A 19104-nucleotide genomic window follows, 5' to 3' on the forward strand; every position below is an offset into this window, starting at 1 on the left:
GTGAATGTTTGACCGCTCGAAAAAGGGCGAACACGCCCTGTTGATCCAGCCCCATTTCGGCAAGCTGGAAGACGATGTGCTGGAAGAATTCGGCGATCTGGCCCGCTCGGCTGGGGCCAGCATCGCCGCGACGATCACCGCGCGCCTGGACCGTCCGAATCCGTCGACCCTGATCGGCAGCGGCAAGCTGGACGAGATCAAGGCCGCGGCCGACGCCAGCGGTGCCGACCTGATCCTGGTCAACCATGCGTTGAGCCCGGGCCAGGAGCGCAACCTGGAACGCTTCCTCGAGCGCCGGGTGATCGACCGCACCGGCCTGATCCTGGACATCTTTGCCCAGCGTGCGCACAGCCACGAAGGCAAGCTGCAGGTCGAGCTGGCGCAGCTGCGTCATCTGGCCACGCGGCTGGTGCGCGGCTGGACCCATCTGGAGCGCCAGCGTGGCGGTTCGATCGGCCTGCGCGGCCCGGGTGAAACCCAGCTGGAAACCGACCGGCGCCTGCTGCAGAAGCGCGTGGAGCAGCTGCAGAAGCGTCTGGAAAAGGTCGAGGTGCAGCGTACCCAGATGCGCCGTGCGCGTGTGCGCAGCGAGCTGCCGCGCGTGGCCCTGGTGGGCTACACCAACGCCGGCAAGTCGACCCTGTTCAACGCCATGACCGGCGCCGAGGCCTATGCCGCCGACCAGCTGTTCGCAACGCTGGATCCGACCGTGCGCCGCATCGCGGTGCCGGGTGGCAACGTGGTGCTGGCCGATACCGTCGGCTTCGTCCGTGATCTGCCGCATGACCTGGTCGCCGCGTTCCGCTCGACCCTGTCAGAGGCGCGCGAGGCTGATTTCCTGCTGCACGTGGTCGACGCCGCTGACCCGCACCGCGAGGAGCGCATTGCCCAGGTGGACGAGGTACTGACCGCGGTCGGTGCCGGTGACCTGCCGCAGCTGCTGGTGTTCAACAAGATCGACCGCATCGACGGCGCCGAGGTCCGCCATGATGGCCAGGACGGTATCCCGGACGAGTCGCGTCGCGAGCGGGTGTGGATTTCCGCGCGTGACGGGCAGGGCCTGGAGCTGCTGCAGGCGGTGCTGGGCAAGCGCCTGGGCCTGCAGCATGTCACCGGCGAACTGCGCCTGCCGCCGGATGCCGGCCGCCTGTGTGCGCGCCTGCACCAGCTGGAAGTGATCCGCAGCGAGCAGGCCGACGAAGACGGCTGGCTGCTGCAGGTCGACCTGCCGATTGCCGAAGCCGAAAAGCTGGCCGCCAGTGCCGACGGCGCGCCGATCCGGGCGCTGCTGCCGGAAAAACTGCCGGAGTGGTGAGGTAGCGGCCGATGCCTGGTAGTGCCGGCCGCTGGCCGGCAACGCAACCGCGCCGGAGGGGCGCGACATCCGCCCTTCATCTGCGGTACAACGTGCAGGTTCTTCACCCCACCGTCATGCCGATGTCCACTCCCACCGACGCTGAACTCAATGCCCAGTCCGCCGCGCTCGGGCAGCGCCTGCAGCAGGCCTCGCTGCAGCTGGTGACCGCTGAAAGCTGCAGTGGCGGCTGGATTGCCAAATGCATGACCGACATCGCCGGTTCCTCGGCGTTCTTCGACTGCGGCATGGTGGTCTACAGCTACGAAGCCAAGCAGCGCCTGCTGGGCGTGCGCGCGCAGACGCTGGAGCAGTTCGGTGCGGTCAGCCGCGAAACCGTGCTGGAGATGGTGTCCGGTGCGCTGGTCAATTCCGGCGCCGGCATCGCCGTGGCGGTGACCGGCATCGCTGGCCCCGGTGGCGGCAGTCCGGACAAGCCGGTTGGCAGCGTCTGGATCGGCTGGAAGCGCCGTGGCGGCTACGCCCGCGCCCAGCTGTTCCAGTTCGATGGCGACCGCGAAGCCATCCGCCGGCAAACCGTGGCAGCGGCATTGCGCGGTATCGACGCCCAGCTGTGACATGCTGCTCCGGTAATCGTCCGGAGCACGCATGATGTGGGAAACGCTGGGCACGGTCCGTGACCTGGGCCGACTGCAGGAAATCGCCGTCGTCCTGATCCGCTATGGCTTCGGCGACGTGGTGCGGCGCATTGGCCTGGCCAGCACATTGGAGCGGGCAGGGCGCCTGCTGCACTGGAACGAGGAGCGGCAGGAATTGCTGCGGATGACCGCACCGGTGCGTGTGCGCAGCGCGATGCAGGATCTCGGCCCGACCTTCGTCAAGCTCGGCCAGGTGCTGGCGACGCGCGTCGACCTGCTGCCGCCGGAATGGATCGCCGAGCTCTCTGAGCTGCAGAATGCGGTGCCGGCGCTGCCATACGCGGATATCCGCGAGCAGCTCGAGGCCGATCTTGGTGCGTCTCCGCAGGACGTGTTCGCGTTCCTCGATGAAACCCCGATGGCCGCCGCCTCGCTGGCGCAGGCCCATCGCGCGCGCCTGCATGATGGTCGCGAGGTAGTGCTGAAGGTGCGCCGCCCCGGCATCCGCGATGTGGTCGAGGCCGACCTGCGGCTGCTGGCCCGCCTGGCCGAGATCGTCGAGGCCAGGCTGCCAGACCTGCGCCGCTATCGTCCGGCCGAGGTCGTGCAGCAGTTCACCGTATCGCTGCGCCGCGAGCTGGATTTCGCCGCCGAATGCCGCAATGCCGAGCGCATCGCGCGCAACTTCAACGGTCGCGACGACATCCTGATTCCCCGCGTGCACTGGCAGTGGACCTGCGAAAGCCTGAATGTGCAGGACTTCGTCGACGGCATTCCTGGCCGTGACCTGGCCGGCGTCGATGCGGCAGGACTGGATCGGCGCGAACTGGCACGGCGCGGTGCGGACATCGTGTTGAAGATGGTGCTGGAGGACGGCAGCTTCCACGCTGACCCGCATCCGGGCAACATCATCTACCTGCGCGACGGCCGTATCGGCGTGATCGATTTCGGCATGGTCGGCGCGCTGTCGGAAGTGCGCCGCTTCCAGGTCGCGCAACTGCTGCACGGGCTGGTCGAGCAGGACCCGCAGGGCGTGGCCGACGTGCTGCTGGACTGGGCCGGCGGTGTGGAAGTGGACGAGAACCGGCTGCAGCACGACATCAGCCAGTTCGTTGATCAGTATCGTGGCGTGCCGCTGAAGGACCTGCGCATCGGCCTGATGCTGGGCGATATCACCCAGCTGCTGCGCAGCTACAGCCTGACCCTGCCGGCCGACCTGGCGCTGATGATCAAGGCGTTCCTGACCCTGGAAGGCATGGGTCGGCAGCTCGACCCGGATTTCGACATGGCCAGTGCCGCGCGCCCGTTCCTGGAGCGGGTGGTGCTGCAGCGCTATGCGCCCAGGGCGCTGCTCAAGCGAGGCCGGCGCAGCCTGTTGGGCCTGGTCGACTTCGCTGGCGAGTTGCCGCGCGACCTGCGCAAGCTGGTCCAGGCGGCGCGCCGTGGGCGCCTGCAGCTGAAGGTGGAAACCAGCGCATTGCAGGGCTTCGGCGAGCAGGTCAACCGCGCCGCGAACCGGCTGGTGATGGGCATCGTCACCGCCGCGCTGATCATCGGCTCGTCGATCGTGATGCACAGCGTCGGCGGCGTCTCCAGTCGCTGGCTGCTGGCACTGGGCGTGTGCGGCTTCATCGGCGCCGGCTTCTGCGGCGTGTGGATCCTGTTCTCGATATGGAGAAGCGGTAAACACACGTGAGTGTGTTTACCGCAGCGGTTCCCAGCGGGAAGCGCGGAATCGCTCCGCGATTCCTGTAGAGCCGACCGCTGGTCGGCTGCCTTTGCTCCTGGTGCCGGGCCATGCCCGGCGACGCTTGCCGAGCACGGGCTCGGCACTACAGAACCCGCCCCGGCACTTGCAGTCCCGCATGTTAGTAGTAATACTACTAACCATGGACCTGACCGACACCCAGCAGGCGATCCTGCAGTTGATCGCCGAGCGTATCGAGAGCGAAGGCGCACCGCCGTCGCAGACTGAAATCGCACGTGCGTTCGGCTTCAAGGGCGTGCGCGCGGCCCAGTACCACCTGGAAGCCCTGGAGCAGGCCGGTGCGATCCGTCGCATCCCCGGCCAGGCCCGTGGCATCCGCCTGGTGCAGGCGCCGCCAGTGGAAACGCTGGCCGAGCCGGGCCTGCCCGACAGCGTGCTGCGCCTGCCGGTGCTCGGCCGGGTCGCGGCCGGCCTGCCGATCGGCGCCGACATCGGCTCGGACGATTTCGTGGTGCTGGACCGGGTGTTCTTCTCGCCGGCGCCGGACTACCTGCTGAAGGTGCAGGGCGATTCGATGATCGACGAGGGCATCTTCGACGGTGACCTGATCGGCGTGCACCGCACCCGCGACGCCCATTCCGGGCAGATCGTGGTGGCCCGCATCGATGACGAGATCACCGTCAAGCTGCTGAAGATCGCCAAGGATCGTATCCGCCTGCTGCCGCGCAATCCCGATTACAAGCCGATCGAGGTGCTGCCGGACCAGGACTTCGCGATCGAAGGCCTCTATTGCGGCCTGCTGCGGCCCAACCGTTGACCCGTTCCATAGCGCATTACCCCGCGGTCTTTTGTGGCGATTCTCTGGTTCCACTGAGGTTGGTACGGATGTCCGATAATTCTTTTCAGAGCGCCGGGCAGAATCTCAGCCTGTGCGATACGTCCGACTTAAAGTGAACCCATGGCAAAGAAGACCCCCAAAGACAGCACCTCCAACGACACGACCTCTGCAAGGACCAATCCGATGGACGAGAACAAGAAGCGCGCCCTCGCTGCAGCTCTGGGCCAGATCGAAAAGCAGTTCGGCAAGGGCTCGGTGATGCGCATGGGCGACCGCGTGGTCGAGCCCGTCGAAGCCATCCCGACCGGTTCGCTGATGCTCGACATCGCGCTGGGCATTGGTGGTCTGCCGAAGGGCCGTGTCGTTGAAATCTACGGGCCGGAATCCTCGGGCAAGACCACGCTGACCCTGCAGGCCATCGCCGAATGCCAGAAGCTGGGCGGCACCGCAGCCTTCATCGACGCCGAACACGCGCTGGACCCGATCTACGCCGCCAAGCTGGGCGTGAACGTGGACGACCTGCTGCTGTCGCAGCCGGATACCGGCGAGCAGGCGCTGGAAATCGCCGACATGCTGGTCCGTTCGGGTTCGGTCGACATCCTGGTGATCGACTCGGTCGCCGCGCTGACCCCGAAGGCCGAAATCGAAGGCGAGATGGGCGACCAGCTGCCGGGCCTGCAGGCCCGCCTGATGAGCCAGGCGCTGCGCAAGCTGACCGGCAACATCAAGCGCTCCAACACCCTGGTGATCTTCATCAACCAGCTGCGCATGAAGATCGGCGTGATGATGCCGGGCCAGAGCCCGGAAACCACCACCGGTGGCAACGCGCTGAAGTTCTACGCCTCGGTCCGCCTGGACATCCGCCGTATCGGCGCGATCAAGAAGGGTGACGAGATCATCGGTAACCAGACCAAGATCAAGGTCGTCAAGAACAAGCTGGCACCTCCGTTCAAGCAGGTCATCACCGAGATCCTGTATGGCGAAGGCATCAGCCGCGAAGGCGAACTGATCGACATGGGTGTTGATGCCAAGCTGGTCGAGAAGGCTGGCGCCTGGTACAGCTACGGTGAAGAACGCATTGGCCAGGGCAAGGACAACGCCCGCGGCTACCTGCGCGACAACCCGACCGTCGCCGCCAAGCTCGAGGCCGAGCTTCGCGAGAAATTCCAGCCGGCCGAAGCGGCCCGCGAGGAAGGCGACGACGAAGGCGACGACGAGTAAGGCTTGCTGTGGGGCAGGGCGGCGCCGTCAGTGACGTCGCCCTGTCCCGCAGGTTCGAATCGCCCAGGGATGGGCTGGGCGCCACGGATGGCGCCACCCTTGGAGTACCCATGTCCGACGCCGAAGACATTCCGACGGGCCGCAAACGCCGGCCGCGTGAGCAGACCCCCGTGCAACGCGCGCTGGGCCTGCTGGTCCGCCGCGAGCACTCGCGCAAGGAGCTCACCCGCAAGCTGACCGCCCGTGGCATCGAAGACGAAGCCGCGCAGGCCGCTGTCGCCAAGCTGACCGAGGCCGGTTGGCAGGACGACACCCGATTCGCCGAGAACCTGGTGCGGATGCGCGCCAATACCGGTTATGGGCCGATCCATGTCCGCGCCGAGCTGGGGACCCACGGCCTGGACAGTGCCGCGATTGCCGCCGCGATGGACAGCTACGAAGGCGACTGGCAGGAAAACGCCCGTGATCTGGTCCGCAGGCGCTTTGGCGAGGCCGGCCCGCAGGACCTGACCCAGCGGCGCAAGGCCGCCGATCTGCTGGCCCGACGCGGCTTCGACGGCGACAGCATCCGCCGTGCGACCCGCTACGACCCGGATGACTGAGACTGGCGGCGCCGGGCCTGATACCCTTTAGGTTTTCGGCGGTCCCTCGCGACCCTGGCCAATGCGGCCGGTGGTCCGGGCCCGCCGGCCCGCAGACTGCCAGCCCCCAATGAACGCATCCGCCAAATTCACGACTTCCCAGATCCGCAGCGACTTCCTTGAATTCTTCAAGGGCAAAGGCCACACCATCGTGCCGTCGGCGCCGCTGGTGCCGGGCAATGATCCGACCCTGCTGTTCACCAACTCCGGCATGGTGCAGTTCAAGGACGTGTTCCTTGGCGCGGAAAAGCGCAGCTACGTGCGCGCGGCCGACGTCCAGCGCTGCCTGCGCGCGGGCGGCAAGCACAACGACCTCGACCAGGTCGGCTACACCGCACGTCACCACACCTTCTTCGAAATGCTGGGCAACTGGTCGTTCGGCGACTACTTCAAGAAGGACGCGATCGCCTGGGCCTGGGAACTGCTGACCCAGGTCTGGAAGCTGCCGGCCGAGCGCCTGTTGGTCACCGTCTATCAGACCGATGACGAAGCGTACGCGCTGTGGCGGGACATGGTCGGCATCCCGGAAGAGCGCATCGTGCGCATCGGCGACAACAAGGGCGCACCGTTCGCCTCGGACAACTTCTGGCAGATGGCCGACACTGGCCCGTGTGGTCCGTGCACGGAAATCTTCTACGACCACGGTGACCATATCGCGGGCGGCCCCCCGGGCTCCCCGGATGAAGACGGCGACCGCTTCATCGAAATCTGGAACCTGGTGTTCATGCAGTTCGACCGCCAGCCCGACGGCACCCTGGTGCCGCTGCCGGCGCCGTGCGTGGACACCGGCATGGGCCTGGAGCGCCTGGCGGCGATCCTGCAGCACGTGCACACCAACTACGAGATCGACCTGTTCCAGGCACTGATCCGCAAGGCTTCCGAGCTGACCGGCACCGCCGACCTGGAAAACAAGTCGCTGCGCGTGATCGCTGATCACATCCGCGCCTGTTCGTTCCTGATCGTCGATGGCGTGCTGCCGTCCAACGAAGGCCGTGGCTACGTGCTGCGCCGTATCATCCGCCGCGCCCTGCGCCATGGCTGGATGCTGGGTGTGCGCCAGCCGTTCTTCAGCAAGCTGGTACCGACCCTGGTCGAGCAGATGGGCGAGGCCTATCCCGAACTGCCGGCAGCGGTGGACGCCGTCACCCGTGCGCTGCAGGCCGAGGAAGAGCGTTTCGCGGAAACCCTCGATGCCGGCATGAAGATCTTCGAGGACGTGGCCGGCAAGGCCAGCAACGGCGTGATCCCGGGTGTTGACGCCTTCCGCCTGTACGACACCTATGGTTTCCCGCTCGACCTGACCCAGGACATCGCCCGCGAGCGCGATCTGACGGTCGACATCGCCGGCTTCGATGCCGCGATGGAGCAGCAGCGTGAGACCGCCCGTGCGGCGGGCAAGTTCGGTGGTGGCGTGACCCTGCCGGCTGAGCTGGTGGCGACCCTGAGCCCGACCCGGTTCCTTGGCTACGACCGCCTGCAGGCCGACGGCCTGACCGTGCTGGCCCTGCTCAAGGACGGACGTCCGGTGCAATCGGCCGATGCCGGTGACGCAGTCATCGTCATCACCAACCAGACCCCGTTCTACGCCGAGTCCGGCGGCCAGGTCGGCGACACCGGTGTGCTCACCAGCAGCGGCGTGCGCCTGGTGGTGGACGACACCCAGAAGTTCGCCGGCCAGTTCCATGGCCACGTCGGCACCTTGTCCGAAGGCGGACTGAAGGTCGGTGATGTGCTGTCAGGCCAGGTCGATGGCGAGCGCCGTGGCGCCACCATCCTCAACCACTCTGCCACCCACCTGCTGCACGCCGCCCTGCGCGAAGTGCTGGGCACCCACGTGCAGCAGAAGGGCTCGCTTGTCGCTCCGGACCGCCTGCGTTTCGACTTCTCGCACTTCCAGCCGATCAGCGCGGAAGAACTGGCCGTGATCGAGCGCAAGGTCAATGAGCAGGTGCGCGCCAACAACGCCGCCGAAGTGCACAACATGGGCATGCAGGAAGCGCTGGACTTCGGCGCGATGGCCCTGTTCGGCGAGAAGTACGGCGAGCACGTGCGCGTGCTGAAGATGGGTGACTACTCCACCGAACTGTGCGGTGGTACCCACGTCAACCGTACCGGCGACATCGGCCTGTTCAAGATCACCTCCGAGGGCGGTGTCTCCGCTGGCGTGCGCCGTATCGAAGCGGTTACCGGCCAGGGCGCCCTGGACTACGTGGACGCCGAAGAGGCCCGCCTGGCCGAGGCCGCTGAACTGCTCGGCGGCAGCGCCGCCGACGTGGTCGAGAAGATCCGTGCACTAGGCCAGCGCCAGAAGCAGCTGGAGCGGGAGCTGGAAGCCGTGAAGGCCAAGATCGCCGCCGGTGCCACGGCCGACCTGTCCGGCCAGGCCGTCGAGGTTGCTGGCGTGAAGGTGCTGGCGGCCCGCCTGGAGGGCTTCGATGCCAAGGCCCTGCGTGACGCCATGGACCGCCTGAAGCAGCAGCTGGGCGACGCGGTGATCGTGCTGGCCGGTGCCCAGGACGGCAAGGCCGCCCTGGTCGCGGGTGTGAACGGCAGTGCAATGGGCAAGGTCAAGGCCGGGGAACTGTTGTCCCATATCGCCGGTCAGATCGGGGGCAAGGGCGGCGGACGCCCGGACCTCGCCCAGGGTGGTGGCGAGGACGGGCCCGCCCTTGCCACTGCGCTGGCTGCAGTCGTCGAATGGGTCAGCCCCCGCCTGTGATGAACCTGGCCGTCCCCCTCCTTGTAGGAGCGGGACGGCTGACGGTACCATTGCGAATCTTTTCCCTTTGTCGTGGTAGCGCTTCTTGACGGAGCGTCAAGCCGGTGGGGGATACCCTTCCACACGGTTCCATGGAGACTTACAAAAATGTTGATCCTGACTCGCCGCGTCGGCGAAACCCTGATGATCGGTGACTCGGTGAGCGTCACCGTGCTTGGCGTCAAGGGTAACCAGGTGCGTATCGGCATCACCGCGCCGAAGGACGTCGCTGTGCATCGCGAAGAGATCTATCAGCGCATCCAGCGCGGTGACGAAGCCGGTGGCACCGGTAGCGAAAATTCTGCCGAATAACGCTTTACCTTCGCACTCGATTAACGTTATGATTCACGCCCCGCTGAGGTGCAACGCACCAGACGCGGAGAAAACCCCGGAGTGATGCCCGAGTGGCCGAAGGGGCTCCCCTGCTAAGGGAGTATAGGGTCAAAAGCTCTATCGAGGGTTCGAATCCCTCTCACTCCGCCAGATACAAAGAAGCGCCTGCAGATCCTCGATCTGCAGGCGTTTTTCTTTATGGTGACACTCATTGCCGGTGCGCCATCCACTGATCAGAGATCAATGGATGGCGCTTCGGATGCCCCGGCTCAGAGCCTTACCGTCACACCCACCTGGAAACCACGCCCCGGCAACGGCGCGATGTATTTCAGCGGCGAGTTGTGCGGGCGTGCTTCTTCATTGAGCAGATTGCTGCCGTTGACGAACACCTCCATGCCGGCGATGTAGCTGTTGCGTACCGGCAGCTCACGACTGACCTGCAGGTCCACCAGGTTGAAGGCATCCAGTGGCACTTCCTCGCTGACATTGCGGCCGAGGTACTTCTGCGTGTCGTAGTAGGTGCTGGACAGCTGCGCCTTCCAGCCCTCCCGTTGCCACTGCAGGTTGGCGCCGTAGCGATTGGTCGGCATGTTCGGCAGGTACTCGCCGTCATTGTGGGCACGCAACGAGTCGGGGTGATCGGCCTTGTTCTTCACCAGGTCGGCGAAGGCGGACACGTTCAACGTGCCGTAGCGGCCCAGGTCCAATGCCTGCGAGGCATCGATCTCGAAGCCCTTCACCGTGGTGTCGGTCTGTTTCCAGTACTTCAGCGGCAGGCGGTTGGCGGTCTGCACCCCCGAGTAACCCAGGTATAGATAGTTCTCGTACTTCATCCGGTAGGCGGTGGCCGACAGTTCGAAACCACCGAGGTGGAACAGGCCGGTCAGTTCCAGGTTCTTCGCGCGTTCCGGCTCGAGGTTCTGGTTGCCTTCTTCCTGGGTCATCACCGAATAGTGAGCATTGCTCGCATACAACTCGTTGATCTCCGGTGCGCGCTGCGACGACGAGTAGCGCACCTTTGCGGCGAACAACGGACCGAGCTCGGCATACGATCCCAGGCTGTAGCTGTTGAGCCGGTAGTCGCGGTCCTGCAGTTTCGTGTTGGCGGCATTGCGTGCGGTCTTGAAGCGGCTTGGCTGCAGGTCATGGTCAACGCGCTCGTGGCGCACGCCAGCGTCGAAACTGGCCCAGCCGAAGTCCAGCGTCTCCTTCAGGAACACCGCGTTGCTGCGGGTGTCCACGTCAGGCAGGTAGCGCAGCGAGCCGCTGCCGGTGACATCACGCGACTGATGGCTGAAGCCCAGCAGGCCGCTGAGCGGACCGAGGCGCTGATGGCTGAGCAGCAGCTCGGCCTGGGTGCTCTCGAAATCGTAGTCGTTGGCCCGGGTGGCACCCAGCCGCTCGCCCGAGGTGTTGTCCAGCTTGGAGACTCGCAGTTCGGCGCGCTCGAACCACGGCAGCGGATCGCGCAGCAGGGCTTCCAGGGCGTAGCGTTCCTGCTTGATCACCACACCCACAGGCAGCCCGTTGGCATAGTTGGAACCGAACGACAGGTTCTGCATCGAGAACCCCGGCACGCCGTACTCGCTGTCCTTGGCATCGATGCTGACACCCACGTAACCCCGCTCGAAGAACAGGGTCGACCCGAACGCCACCTGCGAATTGCGCGCGTAGCTGTTGCCCAACCGGTGATGGTAATCGGGCGTCACGTCGTTGTTGATCTGCTTCTGCACGTACGACGGCGTGCCAGCGACATAGGCAGGATTGACCGGATTGATATAGGTACGGCGCTGCCAGACCGAGGTCGGGTTGTTGGTGAAGAACGAGAAATCACCATCGGCCCAGTCCGGATTCTCGGTCATGAACTGGTCGATGTAGGGCTGCGAGGCCTTGTTGTAGATCTGCTGCACGCGCGCTTCCTTCTGGCAGCTGTCGGCCAGCGCCGAGTTGACGCCGCCGGTAGGCGGGAACAGTTGGGTGTTGCAGGCACTGGCCTTGCTGTTGCCGGGGATGTCGTAGTGCGAGATGCGCTGTCGCGAGACCAGCAGGTTGGTCGAGAGGTTGCGCTGGTTGTTGAAGTTCATGCGGAAGCCCTGCGCATCGGCGGCATTGAAGCCCCTGCGCAGGACCAGTTCCATCGACTGGTCCCTGTCTTCCATGCTGCGCGAGATCAGGCCCGGATCGATCTCCACGCTGCCGCCGATCGCATTGCCGCCATAGCGCACGGTGTCGGAAGACTTGTTGACGGTGACGCTGCGTACGAACAGTGGATCGAACGGAATGTTGATGTCGCCGCTGATCGCGTTCATGCCGAGGATGGACTGGCCGTCCTGCAGGATCTGCACGCGGTTGCCGCTGAGGCTGCGGATGACCGGCGCGCCGGCATTCGGCCCGAACGCGCTGCTCTGCACGCCGGAGACGTGTTCGAGCAGGTTGCCCAGGGTGCGGTTCTGCGCCTGCGGGTTGTCGACGGTGACCCGGCTGTCGATGCGCGAGGGCTGGGTGGCCTCGACCCGGAGGGCGGGTAGGGTGGGTTCGTCCGCGGCCTGGGCGGTGTGGACGGCGAACAGAATGGCAGCAGCAAGCAGGTGGCGACGCATGGCACGATCCGTGAAAATGATGTGAAATGTTATAACGTAACTATTTGTATCGACAAGGGTGGAATGGGCCTTGCGGCAATGGCTGGATATGAGAATGGTTCTCATATGAAAATGCAGGACGATCCCGCCTGGTCCCATCATGCTCAACCTCACCCTTGCCGACCTCGATCGCCTGGGCCGCAGCAGCGGCTTCCGCTATCGCCTGCCTGCGCTGGCCGCCGATCTGCCGGGTGAACAGTGCGTGGTGCAGGGCAGGGTGGAGCAGCGTCGCCTGCGCCCGGGCATGACCCTGGCGCTGTCGGACGTGATCGCCCATCAGCCGTTCGAGGCAAACGCGGAGTCGCCGCCGGCCTTCTCGGTGATCGTGATGCTGGAGGGACGTGCAGGGGCGCGGTTGGCCGGGCAGGCGGTGATCGGCATGAGCCCGGGTGCAGGCGCGATGGTGCTGGCCGAGGCGGCGCCGATGACCGCGATTCATCCCGCAGGGCAGCGGATGCGCAGCCTGAATGTCTCGTTGGACGCGCCCGACGGGATTGACGACCCGATGATCAGCGAGCTGCTGTCCACCGCGCACCGCACCGGTCACCCGCGGTTGCGTGGTTGGCAGGTCCCCGGGCACCTCGAGCACGCCGCCGACCAGCTGCTGTCGGGCAGCTGGCACGGCGCGATGCATGCACTGCTGTGCGAGAGTATCGGCCTGCAGATGCTGGCCCTGGCGCTGGGCGCACCTGCGCGGGAGGCATCGCCGGACCTGCGTGTTTCAGCGCGTGATCGCCGCATGCTGCAGCGGGTGATGGATTGCCTGGAGGCGGCTCCGGCCGCCGACCATTGCCTGGAGGATCTGGCGCGCCTGGCATGCATGAGCCCAAGCAGCCTGCGCCTGAAGTTCCAGCAGGTGTACCAGTGCTCGGTGTTCGGCTGGCTGCGCGAGCACCGCCTGCAACTGGCCTGCGAGCAGCTGCGGCAGGGCTGCAGCGTGCAGCAGGCCGCGCATCTGGTCGGCTACCGGCATGCCACGAATTTCGCGACCGCATTCCGTGCGCGCTACGGCATCGCGCCCAGCCAGCTGAGCTGACCCCGGATCAGGGTCGGCAGCGCGCATACATCTGCTGCGTTCGGGCATACGTGTGCTCACGCTCAAATGACAATAATTCTCATCCAGCCTTTCCTTCCTGCTGGATCTCCCATGCCCGCCTGTATCCGCCCGCGCGCCCTGGCAATCGCCATTGGCACGACCCTGGCGCTGTTCAATACTGCCCACAGCGCCGAGCGCGCCCCCGCTGCGAAGACCTCGCAGCTGCCCACCGTGCAGGTCACGGCCGACCTCGATGGCAGCACCGAAACCTCGCGTTCCTACACCACCGATTCCATGGGCACGGCGACGGGGCTGTCGCTGACCTCGCGGCAGACGCCGCAGTCGGTCAGCGTCATCACCCGCCAGCAGATCGAGGATCGTGGCCTGCTCAGCAGCGCCGATGCGCTGGCCACCGCTCCGGGCATTTCGGTCACGCGCAGTGATGCCAACCGTTACTCATTCTCGGCACGCGGCTTCGATATCGACAACTATCAGTTCGATGGCGTGGTGATGCCGGTGCTGTCGCCATGGAACTTCGGCGAGAACAATCTGGACATGGTGGTGTACGACCGCATCGAGATCGTGCGCGGTGCCAATGGCCTGATGACCGGTGCCGGCAATCCGTCGGCTGCGGTGAACTATGTGCGCAAGCGCCCGCTGCGTGATTTTGCTGCCAGTGGCGGCATCAGCCTCGGCAGCTGGGACGCGCGCCGCGCCTGGGTGGATGTGTCCAGCCCGTTGAGCAGGGAAGGGCGTGTGCGTGGTCGTGTGGTCGCCGCGCAGGCAGAGGGCGACAGCTACACCGCTGGCCTGGACAGCACCGCGAAGACGCTCTACGGCGTGGTCAGCGTGGACCTGGGCGAGGACACCGGATTGATCGCCGGTATCTCTTACCAGGCCAACGACAATCGTGGCTTCGGCAGCGGCTTCGCGCTGTTCAACGCCGATGGCACGCGTACCCGCTTCGACCGCTCGGTATCGGCCACCGCGCCGTGGGCACGGATGACTACCGACACCCGCAACGGCTTCTTCGATTTCAACCATCGCTTCGGCAACGACTGGCAGGCGCGCGTGTCCTACAGCCGCTCGCATACCGACATGGAGATGAAGCATCTCTACCGGGGCGGCTATCCCGATCCGGTTACCGGTGCGATGCCTGCAGGCAACAGCTTCACCCGCTACGACGGTCCGGTGCGCCGCGAGGCGGTCAGTGTCAGCCTGACCGGTCCCTTCCAGCTGTTCGGCCGCCATCACACTGCGTCCGTCGGCTGGTCGCGTTCACGCGACGAGATCGCACTGGGGCAGTACCGCGCACTGGCGCCGCTGCCGCCGTTGGCCAGCTACCTGGACTGGCACGGACCCGGTACGCCGGAGCCGGTGTGGGCCAGCAACAAGACCCAGGCCGATGATCTGGACAATCATCAGAGCGGTGCCTATGCGGTGGCGCGGTTGTCGCTGGCCGATCCGCTGCATGTGATCGTCGGTGGTCGCCTGAGCAACTGGGAGACCGACCAGGTCTACTTCGGCAGCAAGCGCAAGTACCGCTATCGCAACGAATTCGTACCGTATGCCGGCGTGGTCTGGGACATGAACGGTTACAGCAGCGCGTATGCCAGCTACACCGGCATCTTCAAACCACAGAACAACCGGAATGAGTCCGGGCAGATCCTCGACCCGGTCAGCGGCCGCAGCTATGAGCTGGGCCTCAAGGGCAGCTGGTTGCAGGAGCGCTTGAATGCCTCGGCGGCACTGTTCCGTACCCAGCAGGACAACCTCGCCGAAGCTACCGGTGGGCTGGTCGAGGGCAGTACGCAGGCGGCGTATCGTGCGGTGAAGGGCGCAACGGTGGACGGCCTGGAGCTGGAACTGGCCGGCGAACCATTGCCGGGTTGGAGCCTTGGCACCAGCTTCACCACCTTCATCGCGCAGGACGCGCAGGGCAGGGCGATCAACACCGCCAAGCCGCGCAGCCTGTTCAAGCTGTTCACTACCTGGCGGCTGCCGGGTACCTGGGACCGGCTGACCATCGGCGGTGGCGTGGACTGGCAGAACCGCATGTACCAGACCGCCACCGCGCCCGGAAACCGGCGGGTGCCGGTGGAGCAGCCCAGCTACGCACTGGTGAACCTGATGGCGCGCTACCAGTTCAGTTCCAATGTGTCGGCGGCGGTCAACATCAACAACCTGTTTGACCGCCACTATTACTCGCAGATCGGCTTCTACAACCAGGGCTGGTACGGGGCACCGCGAAACGTGATGTTCACGGTGAAGGTTGGCTATTGAGGATGCCGTCGCGAGGGTCAGGGATCCAGCGGATCCATCGGGTCGATGCGCAGCGATTCGGGGGCCGGCACGAACGGGATCGCGTAGGGCGAAACATGTGAACCGACCTTGCCCGGAACGTAACCCAGTTCATGGCGGTTGCGCTCGCTGAAGGCGCTGCTGGCGACCGAATCGATATGCGACGGACTGCTGACCACCAATGCTGGTTGCCGTGGCGGTGCCTGCAGGGCCGCCAGCAACCGGGCTGCATTGCGCAGGTTGGTGGTGGTGTGGCGGGCATACGGCTCGATGATGATGGCATCTGCGGGAATGCCGAAGCGTGCCATCAGCGCCTCGCGCATCTGCACCGCTTCGACGCTGCGGGTGCCGCGCGGATGTACCGCACCACCCGAGACGATGAGGAAGGGCGCATCACCTGCCGCGTAGCGCTGCGCGGCCGCCTTCAGGCGCAGCTTGCTGCCGGCGCTGAGCGGGGTGGTCAGTTCATCCGGTCCCTGGCCAAGAACGATGATCGCGGTGTACGGATGCGCATTCCAATCGAGCTGCCGCGCACGCGCAAACGGCGCGGCGTTCGTCCCGGCGCTGGTGGGCTCGAAGCGGATCGCATCAAGGCGGTCATTGGCATCGAGCAGGCCCACCGCCACCGCGATGCTGCGATCAAAGGCGGTGTAGGCCGCGCTGGCGTCCACCTCGCTCATCTGCATGGCAATGGCAACATCGCCGACCAGCCGCGTGCTGCCTGCCGCGCCGACCGGGCCGTCGATGGCGTCGTAGCGGGACGGCTGGCCCTGGCCATAGACGGAGAGAATATTGTTGAGGCCGGCCAGTTCCCGTTCGATGGCCTCGGCGTGCGCGGGAGCCGCGGCGGTCAACAGGCCTGCCTGCGCGGGCGTCCAGCGAGCGGACGCGAGCGTGCAGGTGGCGGTCCGGCAGCGGGCCAGCTGCTGCGTACGTTCGGCCAGGAGGGCGCGCGCATCATCGGGCAGTGTATCGGGCTTCAACTGCATGAGGGTCGGGAACAAGCGTGCGGCAAGCGTGGCGCTGTCGCGGTCGTCGGCCACCGCCGCAAGCGGCAGCGCTGCCGTGGCGAGCAGGACAAGGGACAAGGCAAGTCGTCGATGCATCACCAGCTCCTGCTGACCATCAGGCGGACGTTGCGGCCGAACAGCGGCCGTCCATAGATGGCCTCGGCCGAACCCTGTCCGGCGAGGGCATCGGTGCGGGTGTTGCCTTCGGTGAGTCCCTTTTCATTGGTGAGGTTGTCGCCCACCAGCTGTGCGCCCCAGTTGCCACGCTTCCATGAAATGCCCAGGCCGAGGGTCTGGTAGGCGGGCAGCGCTGTCTGGTTGAACAGATCAACATATGATTTGCCGACCACGTCATAACGCAGCCAGGTCTCGAACTGGTCCTGGCCATGCTGGAAACTGAAGGTCGGGCGGAGGTTGCCGTAGAGCTTGGGCTCGCGAACGATCTGCTTGCCGTTGACGGCAGCCGGATCGGCGCCGGAATCGTTCTGCAGGCTGTCGTACTGCGGATCGCTGACCGTGATCGAGCCGGCGATGCTGAACCAGTCCAGCGGCCGGAACAGCCCATCCAGTTCGATGCCCTTGGAGACGGCGGTACCGATGAACGGCACCGACTGGTCATTGCGGCCGGTTGTCGGGTTGAAGGCCACGAACGAGGCGTTGAGCGGATCGAACTTCGTGTAGAACGCTGTCAGGTACAGGTAGGACCGGCCGAATCCGGCCTTCAGGCCAAGCTCGTACTGGTCCAGCTGGGTCTGCACGATGGTGGGATCGATCGAGCGTGCCACTGACGAGTTGGGAACGATCTCCATGTGGGAGACGCGGGCGTAAGCACCCACCGAAGGGGTGAAATCGAAGTTCGCACCCACGGTCCAATTGGTCGCGGACGGATCCAGGCGATGGTTCTGGACCACGCCGGTGAACCGGCGCGTGGTGTTGTCGGCCAGTGTGTTGCGGTCGCCGAGGTCGACCTGGGCGGTCTGCTCTGCGTAGCCTTCATAGCGATAGCGTTCATGGCGGATACCAGCGTCGAGCTTGAAGCGGTCCGTCAGTGCCCACGTGTCATTGGCATACACCGCGAACATGCGGGCATCGACCTTGCCGCGATTCAGGGTGGTGGTGTAACGCAGCGTGCCCTTGTCGGTCACATAGCCCAGCGGGGTGCCATCGTTGCCGTAGGCCACCAGATCCAGCAGGCGTGGCTTGCCGCGCATCTCCATCAGCATGTCCTGGTACAGGCTGAAGGCCGTGGTGCCGAAGAAGGCCGTATATGCGCCGATGTTCAGATCGTGGCTGCCCCAGGCCGTCTCAAACAACCGCGTCGCACTGAAGTCGGCCTGGCCGGAGTAGAAGTCCGAATCTGCGGCCCGGTACTGGGCCGAGATCACCAGGCCGGAGTCGGCATAGGGATCGTAGGCGCTCGCGCCGTTGCTGCCGGCCAGGGCGTAGCCCATCCGCGCGACGCCGGCACCGAAGGCGGTACGGGCCGCGCCCAGATAGCCGTTGGCGAAGGTGCGTGCGTCGACCGGGTTGGTGGTCGAGTACAGTGCGTCGAAGGTGTTGCGACCCTTGGTGTAGCCGGTTTTCAGCGAGATCGTCCAGTCGCTGGCGGTATTCTCGTACTGGAAGCCGATGTTGCCGAAGCGCATGTGCCGGCCATCAGCCAGGTCGCGGTTCATGCCCTGCAGGACGCCGCCGCCATCGAGGTACTTCAGGTTGACATTGCGCAGCGACGGCGAGTTCAGCGTACCGTCGAAGTAGTCGATGTACGGGTCCAGCGGAACGCTGGGATTGCGCGGATCGGCGACCGGGATCGGCAGGTAGAACGTATTGTGGTCATCGACGAAGGTACCGCTGACCTTGAACCAGCTGGTGTCATCGAAGTAGTGCTTGATGTTGCCCCTGATCTGCCCGCCCTTGTCGTTCGGGAAGCCATTGTCGCGGTAGCCATCGTGCTGGCGCAGGAATCCACCGACGGCATAGAAGGTGTCCTTGCCGAGGGCGCCGGACTGGTACATCTCGCCGCGGTACAGCCCGGTGTCACCGACGGTCAGCTGGGCCTTGCCGTGGGTCTCTTCCGAGCCCTCGGCCAGGATGTTGTTGACGATGGCGCCGCCACTGCTTGCATAGATCGGCGCCGGGCCACCACGTACGATCTCCACCCGCTGGTTCATCACGTCGAACCGGTTCATGCCGTCGCCGGAGTTGAAGAAGTGGCCATCCAGCTCCTGGTAGAGCGGCAGGCCGTCCTGCTGGAAGGCGATGAAGCCACGATCGGTGGGAATGCCGCGCAGCCGGGTGATGTTCTGCACCTCGCCTCCGGTGGCCTCGACATGGATGCCGGGCACGGACCCGAGCAGGTCGGCGTAGCTTTTCGGTGCGAGCTTCTGCACATCTTCGCGGCTGAGTGAATTGACCGCGAAGGACGCATCGAAACGACGCTGGGTGCGTGCTGCACCGGTGACCACCACCGCATCCAGCGTTGCGGCGTCGGCGCTGTCCTTGTTCTGGACCGGGGCGTCCTGCGCAGAAGCATTGCCGTGCAGGGATATCAAGGCCAGGGAGATTCCCAGGACCAGGGGGCTGATGTTCATCGGAGGGCGGCCATGCAGGGAAGGGGGACCGCTGCACGGTAGGTCCGGGCGATGACGGAATTGTTTACTTCGGCG

13 protein-coding genes and 1 tRNA gene are annotated in these 19104 nt (G+C 65.5%); 11 read left to right on the forward strand and 3 right to left on the reverse strand.

Features of this window, described 5'->3' with window-relative positions:
• Positions 1–4 precede the first annotated feature (4 nt).
• The 9 genes from hflX (at position 5) to EZ304_RS17315 (ending at position 9602) form a co-directional block, all read left to right on the forward strand.
• Positions 5–1315 carry a ribosome rescue GTPase HflX gene (hflX, locus tag EZ304_RS17275; protein WP_142807695.1) on the forward strand — a complete coding sequence of 437 codons (1311 nt, stop codon included), beginning with the start codon at positions 5–7 and terminating at the stop codon, positions 1313–1315.
• Between the two features lie 122 nt (positions 1316–1437).
• Positions 1438–1932 carry a CinA family protein gene (locus EZ304_RS17280; protein ID WP_142807696.1) on the forward strand — a complete coding sequence of 165 codons (495 nt, stop codon included), beginning with the start codon at positions 1438–1440 and terminating at the stop codon, positions 1930–1932.
• A 34-nt stretch (positions 1933–1966) separates the two neighbouring features.
• Entirely contained in the window at positions 1967–3649 is a 1683-nt protein-coding gene (ubiB, locus tag EZ304_RS17285; RefSeq protein WP_054171438.1) for a 2-polyprenylphenol 6-hydroxylase, read from the forward strand.
• Positions 3650–3842: 193 nt separating this feature from the next.
• Positions 3843–4478, forward strand: coding sequence for a transcriptional repressor LexA (gene lexA / locus EZ304_RS17290; RefSeq protein ID WP_099551441.1), 636 nt, complete (start codon positions 3843–3845; stop codon positions 4476–4478).
• Between the two features lie 204 nt (positions 4479–4682).
• The gene (recA, locus tag EZ304_RS17295) at positions 4683–5720 is read left to right on the forward strand and encodes a recombinase RecA (protein WP_049428133.1); all 1038 of its coding nucleotides are present in this window, start codon (positions 4683–4685) and stop codon (positions 5718–5720) included.
• A gap of 110 nt (positions 5721–5830) precedes the next feature.
• Positions 5831–6322: a recombination regulator RecX gene (gene recX / locus EZ304_RS17300; RefSeq protein WP_005409024.1), complete on the forward strand. Its 492-nt coding sequence runs from the start codon at positions 5831–5833 to the stop codon at positions 6320–6322.
• 109 nt (positions 6323–6431) lie between these two features.
• A complete protein-coding gene (gene alaS / locus EZ304_RS17305; RefSeq protein ID WP_142807697.1) occupies positions 6432–9080 on the forward strand; it encodes an alanine--tRNA ligase in 2649 nt (882 codons plus the stop codon).
• Positions 9081–9227: 147 nt separating this feature from the next.
• A complete protein-coding gene (gene csrA, locus EZ304_RS17310) occupies positions 9228–9431 on the forward strand; it encodes a carbon storage regulator CsrA (RefSeq protein ID WP_004152909.1) in 204 nt (67 codons plus the stop codon).
• Positions 9432–9509: 78 nt separating this feature from the next.
• Positions 9510–9602 (forward strand) — tRNA-Ser (locus tag EZ304_RS17315).
• Between the two features lie 119 nt (positions 9603–9721).
• On the opposite strand, the gene EZ304_RS17320 is transcribed toward EZ304_RS17315, so the two are convergent.
• Positions 9722–12052: a TonB-dependent receptor gene (locus EZ304_RS17320; RefSeq protein WP_142807698.1), complete on the reverse strand. Its 2331-nt coding sequence runs from the start codon at positions 12050–12052 to the stop codon at positions 9722–9724.
• A gap of 139 nt (positions 12053–12191) precedes the next feature.
• On the opposite strand from EZ304_RS17320, the gene EZ304_RS17325 reads away from it, so the two are divergent.
• Complete coding sequence (locus EZ304_RS17325; RefSeq protein WP_142807699.1) at positions 12192–13127, forward strand: helix-turn-helix transcriptional regulator; 936 nt, start codon at positions 12192–12194, stop codon at positions 13125–13127.
• Positions 13128–13238: 111 nt separating this feature from the next.
• On the forward strand, positions 13239–15410 hold the full coding sequence (fauA, locus tag EZ304_RS17330) for a TonB-dependent alcaligin siderophore receptor FauA (RefSeq protein ID WP_142807700.1): 2172 nt from the start codon (positions 13239–13241) through the stop codon (positions 15408–15410).
• Between the two features lie 17 nt (positions 15411–15427).
• Here fauA and EZ304_RS17335 read toward each other — a convergent pair whose 3' ends face one another.
• Both EZ304_RS17335 and EZ304_RS17340 read right to left on the reverse strand, forming a co-directional pair.
• The gene (locus EZ304_RS17335) at positions 15428–16534 is read right to left on the reverse strand and encodes a YdcF family protein (protein ID WP_142807701.1); all 1107 of its coding nucleotides are present in this window, start codon (positions 16532–16534) and stop codon (positions 15428–15430) included.
• Entirely contained in the window at positions 16534–19029 is a 2496-nt protein-coding gene (locus tag EZ304_RS17340) for a TonB-dependent receptor (RefSeq protein WP_142807702.1), read from the reverse strand. The genes EZ304_RS17335 and EZ304_RS17340 overlap by 1 nt, the downstream gene beginning before the upstream one ends.
• Positions 19030–19104 lie beyond the last annotated feature (75 nt).

Origin of the sequence: Stenotrophomonas maltophilia (assembly GCF_006974125.1) — a bacterium.
GTDB lineage: Bacteria > Pseudomonadota > Gammaproteobacteria > Xanthomonadales > Xanthomonadaceae > Stenotrophomonas > Stenotrophomonas maltophilia_O.

What these genes read in the sequence shown, in the direction of transcription:
- EZ304_RS17325 (WP_142807699.1), top strand. Translation starts at nt 12,192, where the DNA reads ATGCTCAACCTCACCCTTGCCGACCTCGATCGCCTGGGCCGCAGCAGC.
- fauA (WP_142807700.1), top strand. Translation starts at nt 13,239, where the DNA reads ATGCCCGCCTGTATCCGCCCGCGCGCCCTGGCAATCGCCATTGGCACG.
- csrA (WP_004152909.1), top strand. Translation starts at nt 9,228, where the DNA reads ATGTTGATCCTGACTCGCCGCGTCGGCGAAACCCTGATGATCGGTGAC.
- EZ304_RS17280 (WP_142807696.1), top strand. Translation starts at nt 1,438, where the DNA reads ATGTCCACTCCCACCGACGCTGAACTCAATGCCCAGTCCGCCGCGCTC.
- lexA (WP_099551441.1), top strand. Translation starts at nt 3,843, where the DNA reads ATGGACCTGACCGACACCCAGCAGGCGATCCTGCAGTTGATCGCCGAG.
- EZ304_RS17335 (WP_142807701.1), bottom strand. Translation starts at nt 16,534, where the DNA reads ATGCATCGACGACTTGCCTTGTCCCTTGTCCTGCTCGCCACGGCAGCG.
- EZ304_RS17340 (WP_142807702.1), bottom strand. Translation starts at nt 19,029, where the DNA reads ATGAACATCAGCCCCCTGGTCCTGGGAATCTCCCTGGCCTTGATATCC.
- alaS (WP_142807697.1), top strand. Translation starts at nt 6,432, where the DNA reads ATGAACGCATCCGCCAAATTCACGACTTCCCAGATCCGCAGCGACTTC.
- recA (WP_049428133.1), top strand. Translation starts at nt 4,683, where the DNA reads ATGGACGAGAACAAGAAGCGCGCCCTCGCTGCAGCTCTGGGCCAGATC.
- hflX (WP_142807695.1), top strand. Translation starts at nt 5, where the DNA reads ATGTTTGACCGCTCGAAAAAGGGCGAACACGCCCTGTTGATCCAGCCC.
- recX (WP_005409024.1), top strand. Translation starts at nt 5,831, where the DNA reads ATGTCCGACGCCGAAGACATTCCGACGGGCCGCAAACGCCGGCCGCGT.
- ubiB (WP_054171438.1), top strand. Translation starts at nt 1,967, where the DNA reads ATGTGGGAAACGCTGGGCACGGTCCGTGACCTGGGCCGACTGCAGGAA.
- EZ304_RS17320 (WP_142807698.1), bottom strand. Translation starts at nt 12,052, where the DNA reads ATGCGTCGCCACCTGCTTGCTGCTGCCATTCTGTTCGCCGTCCACACC.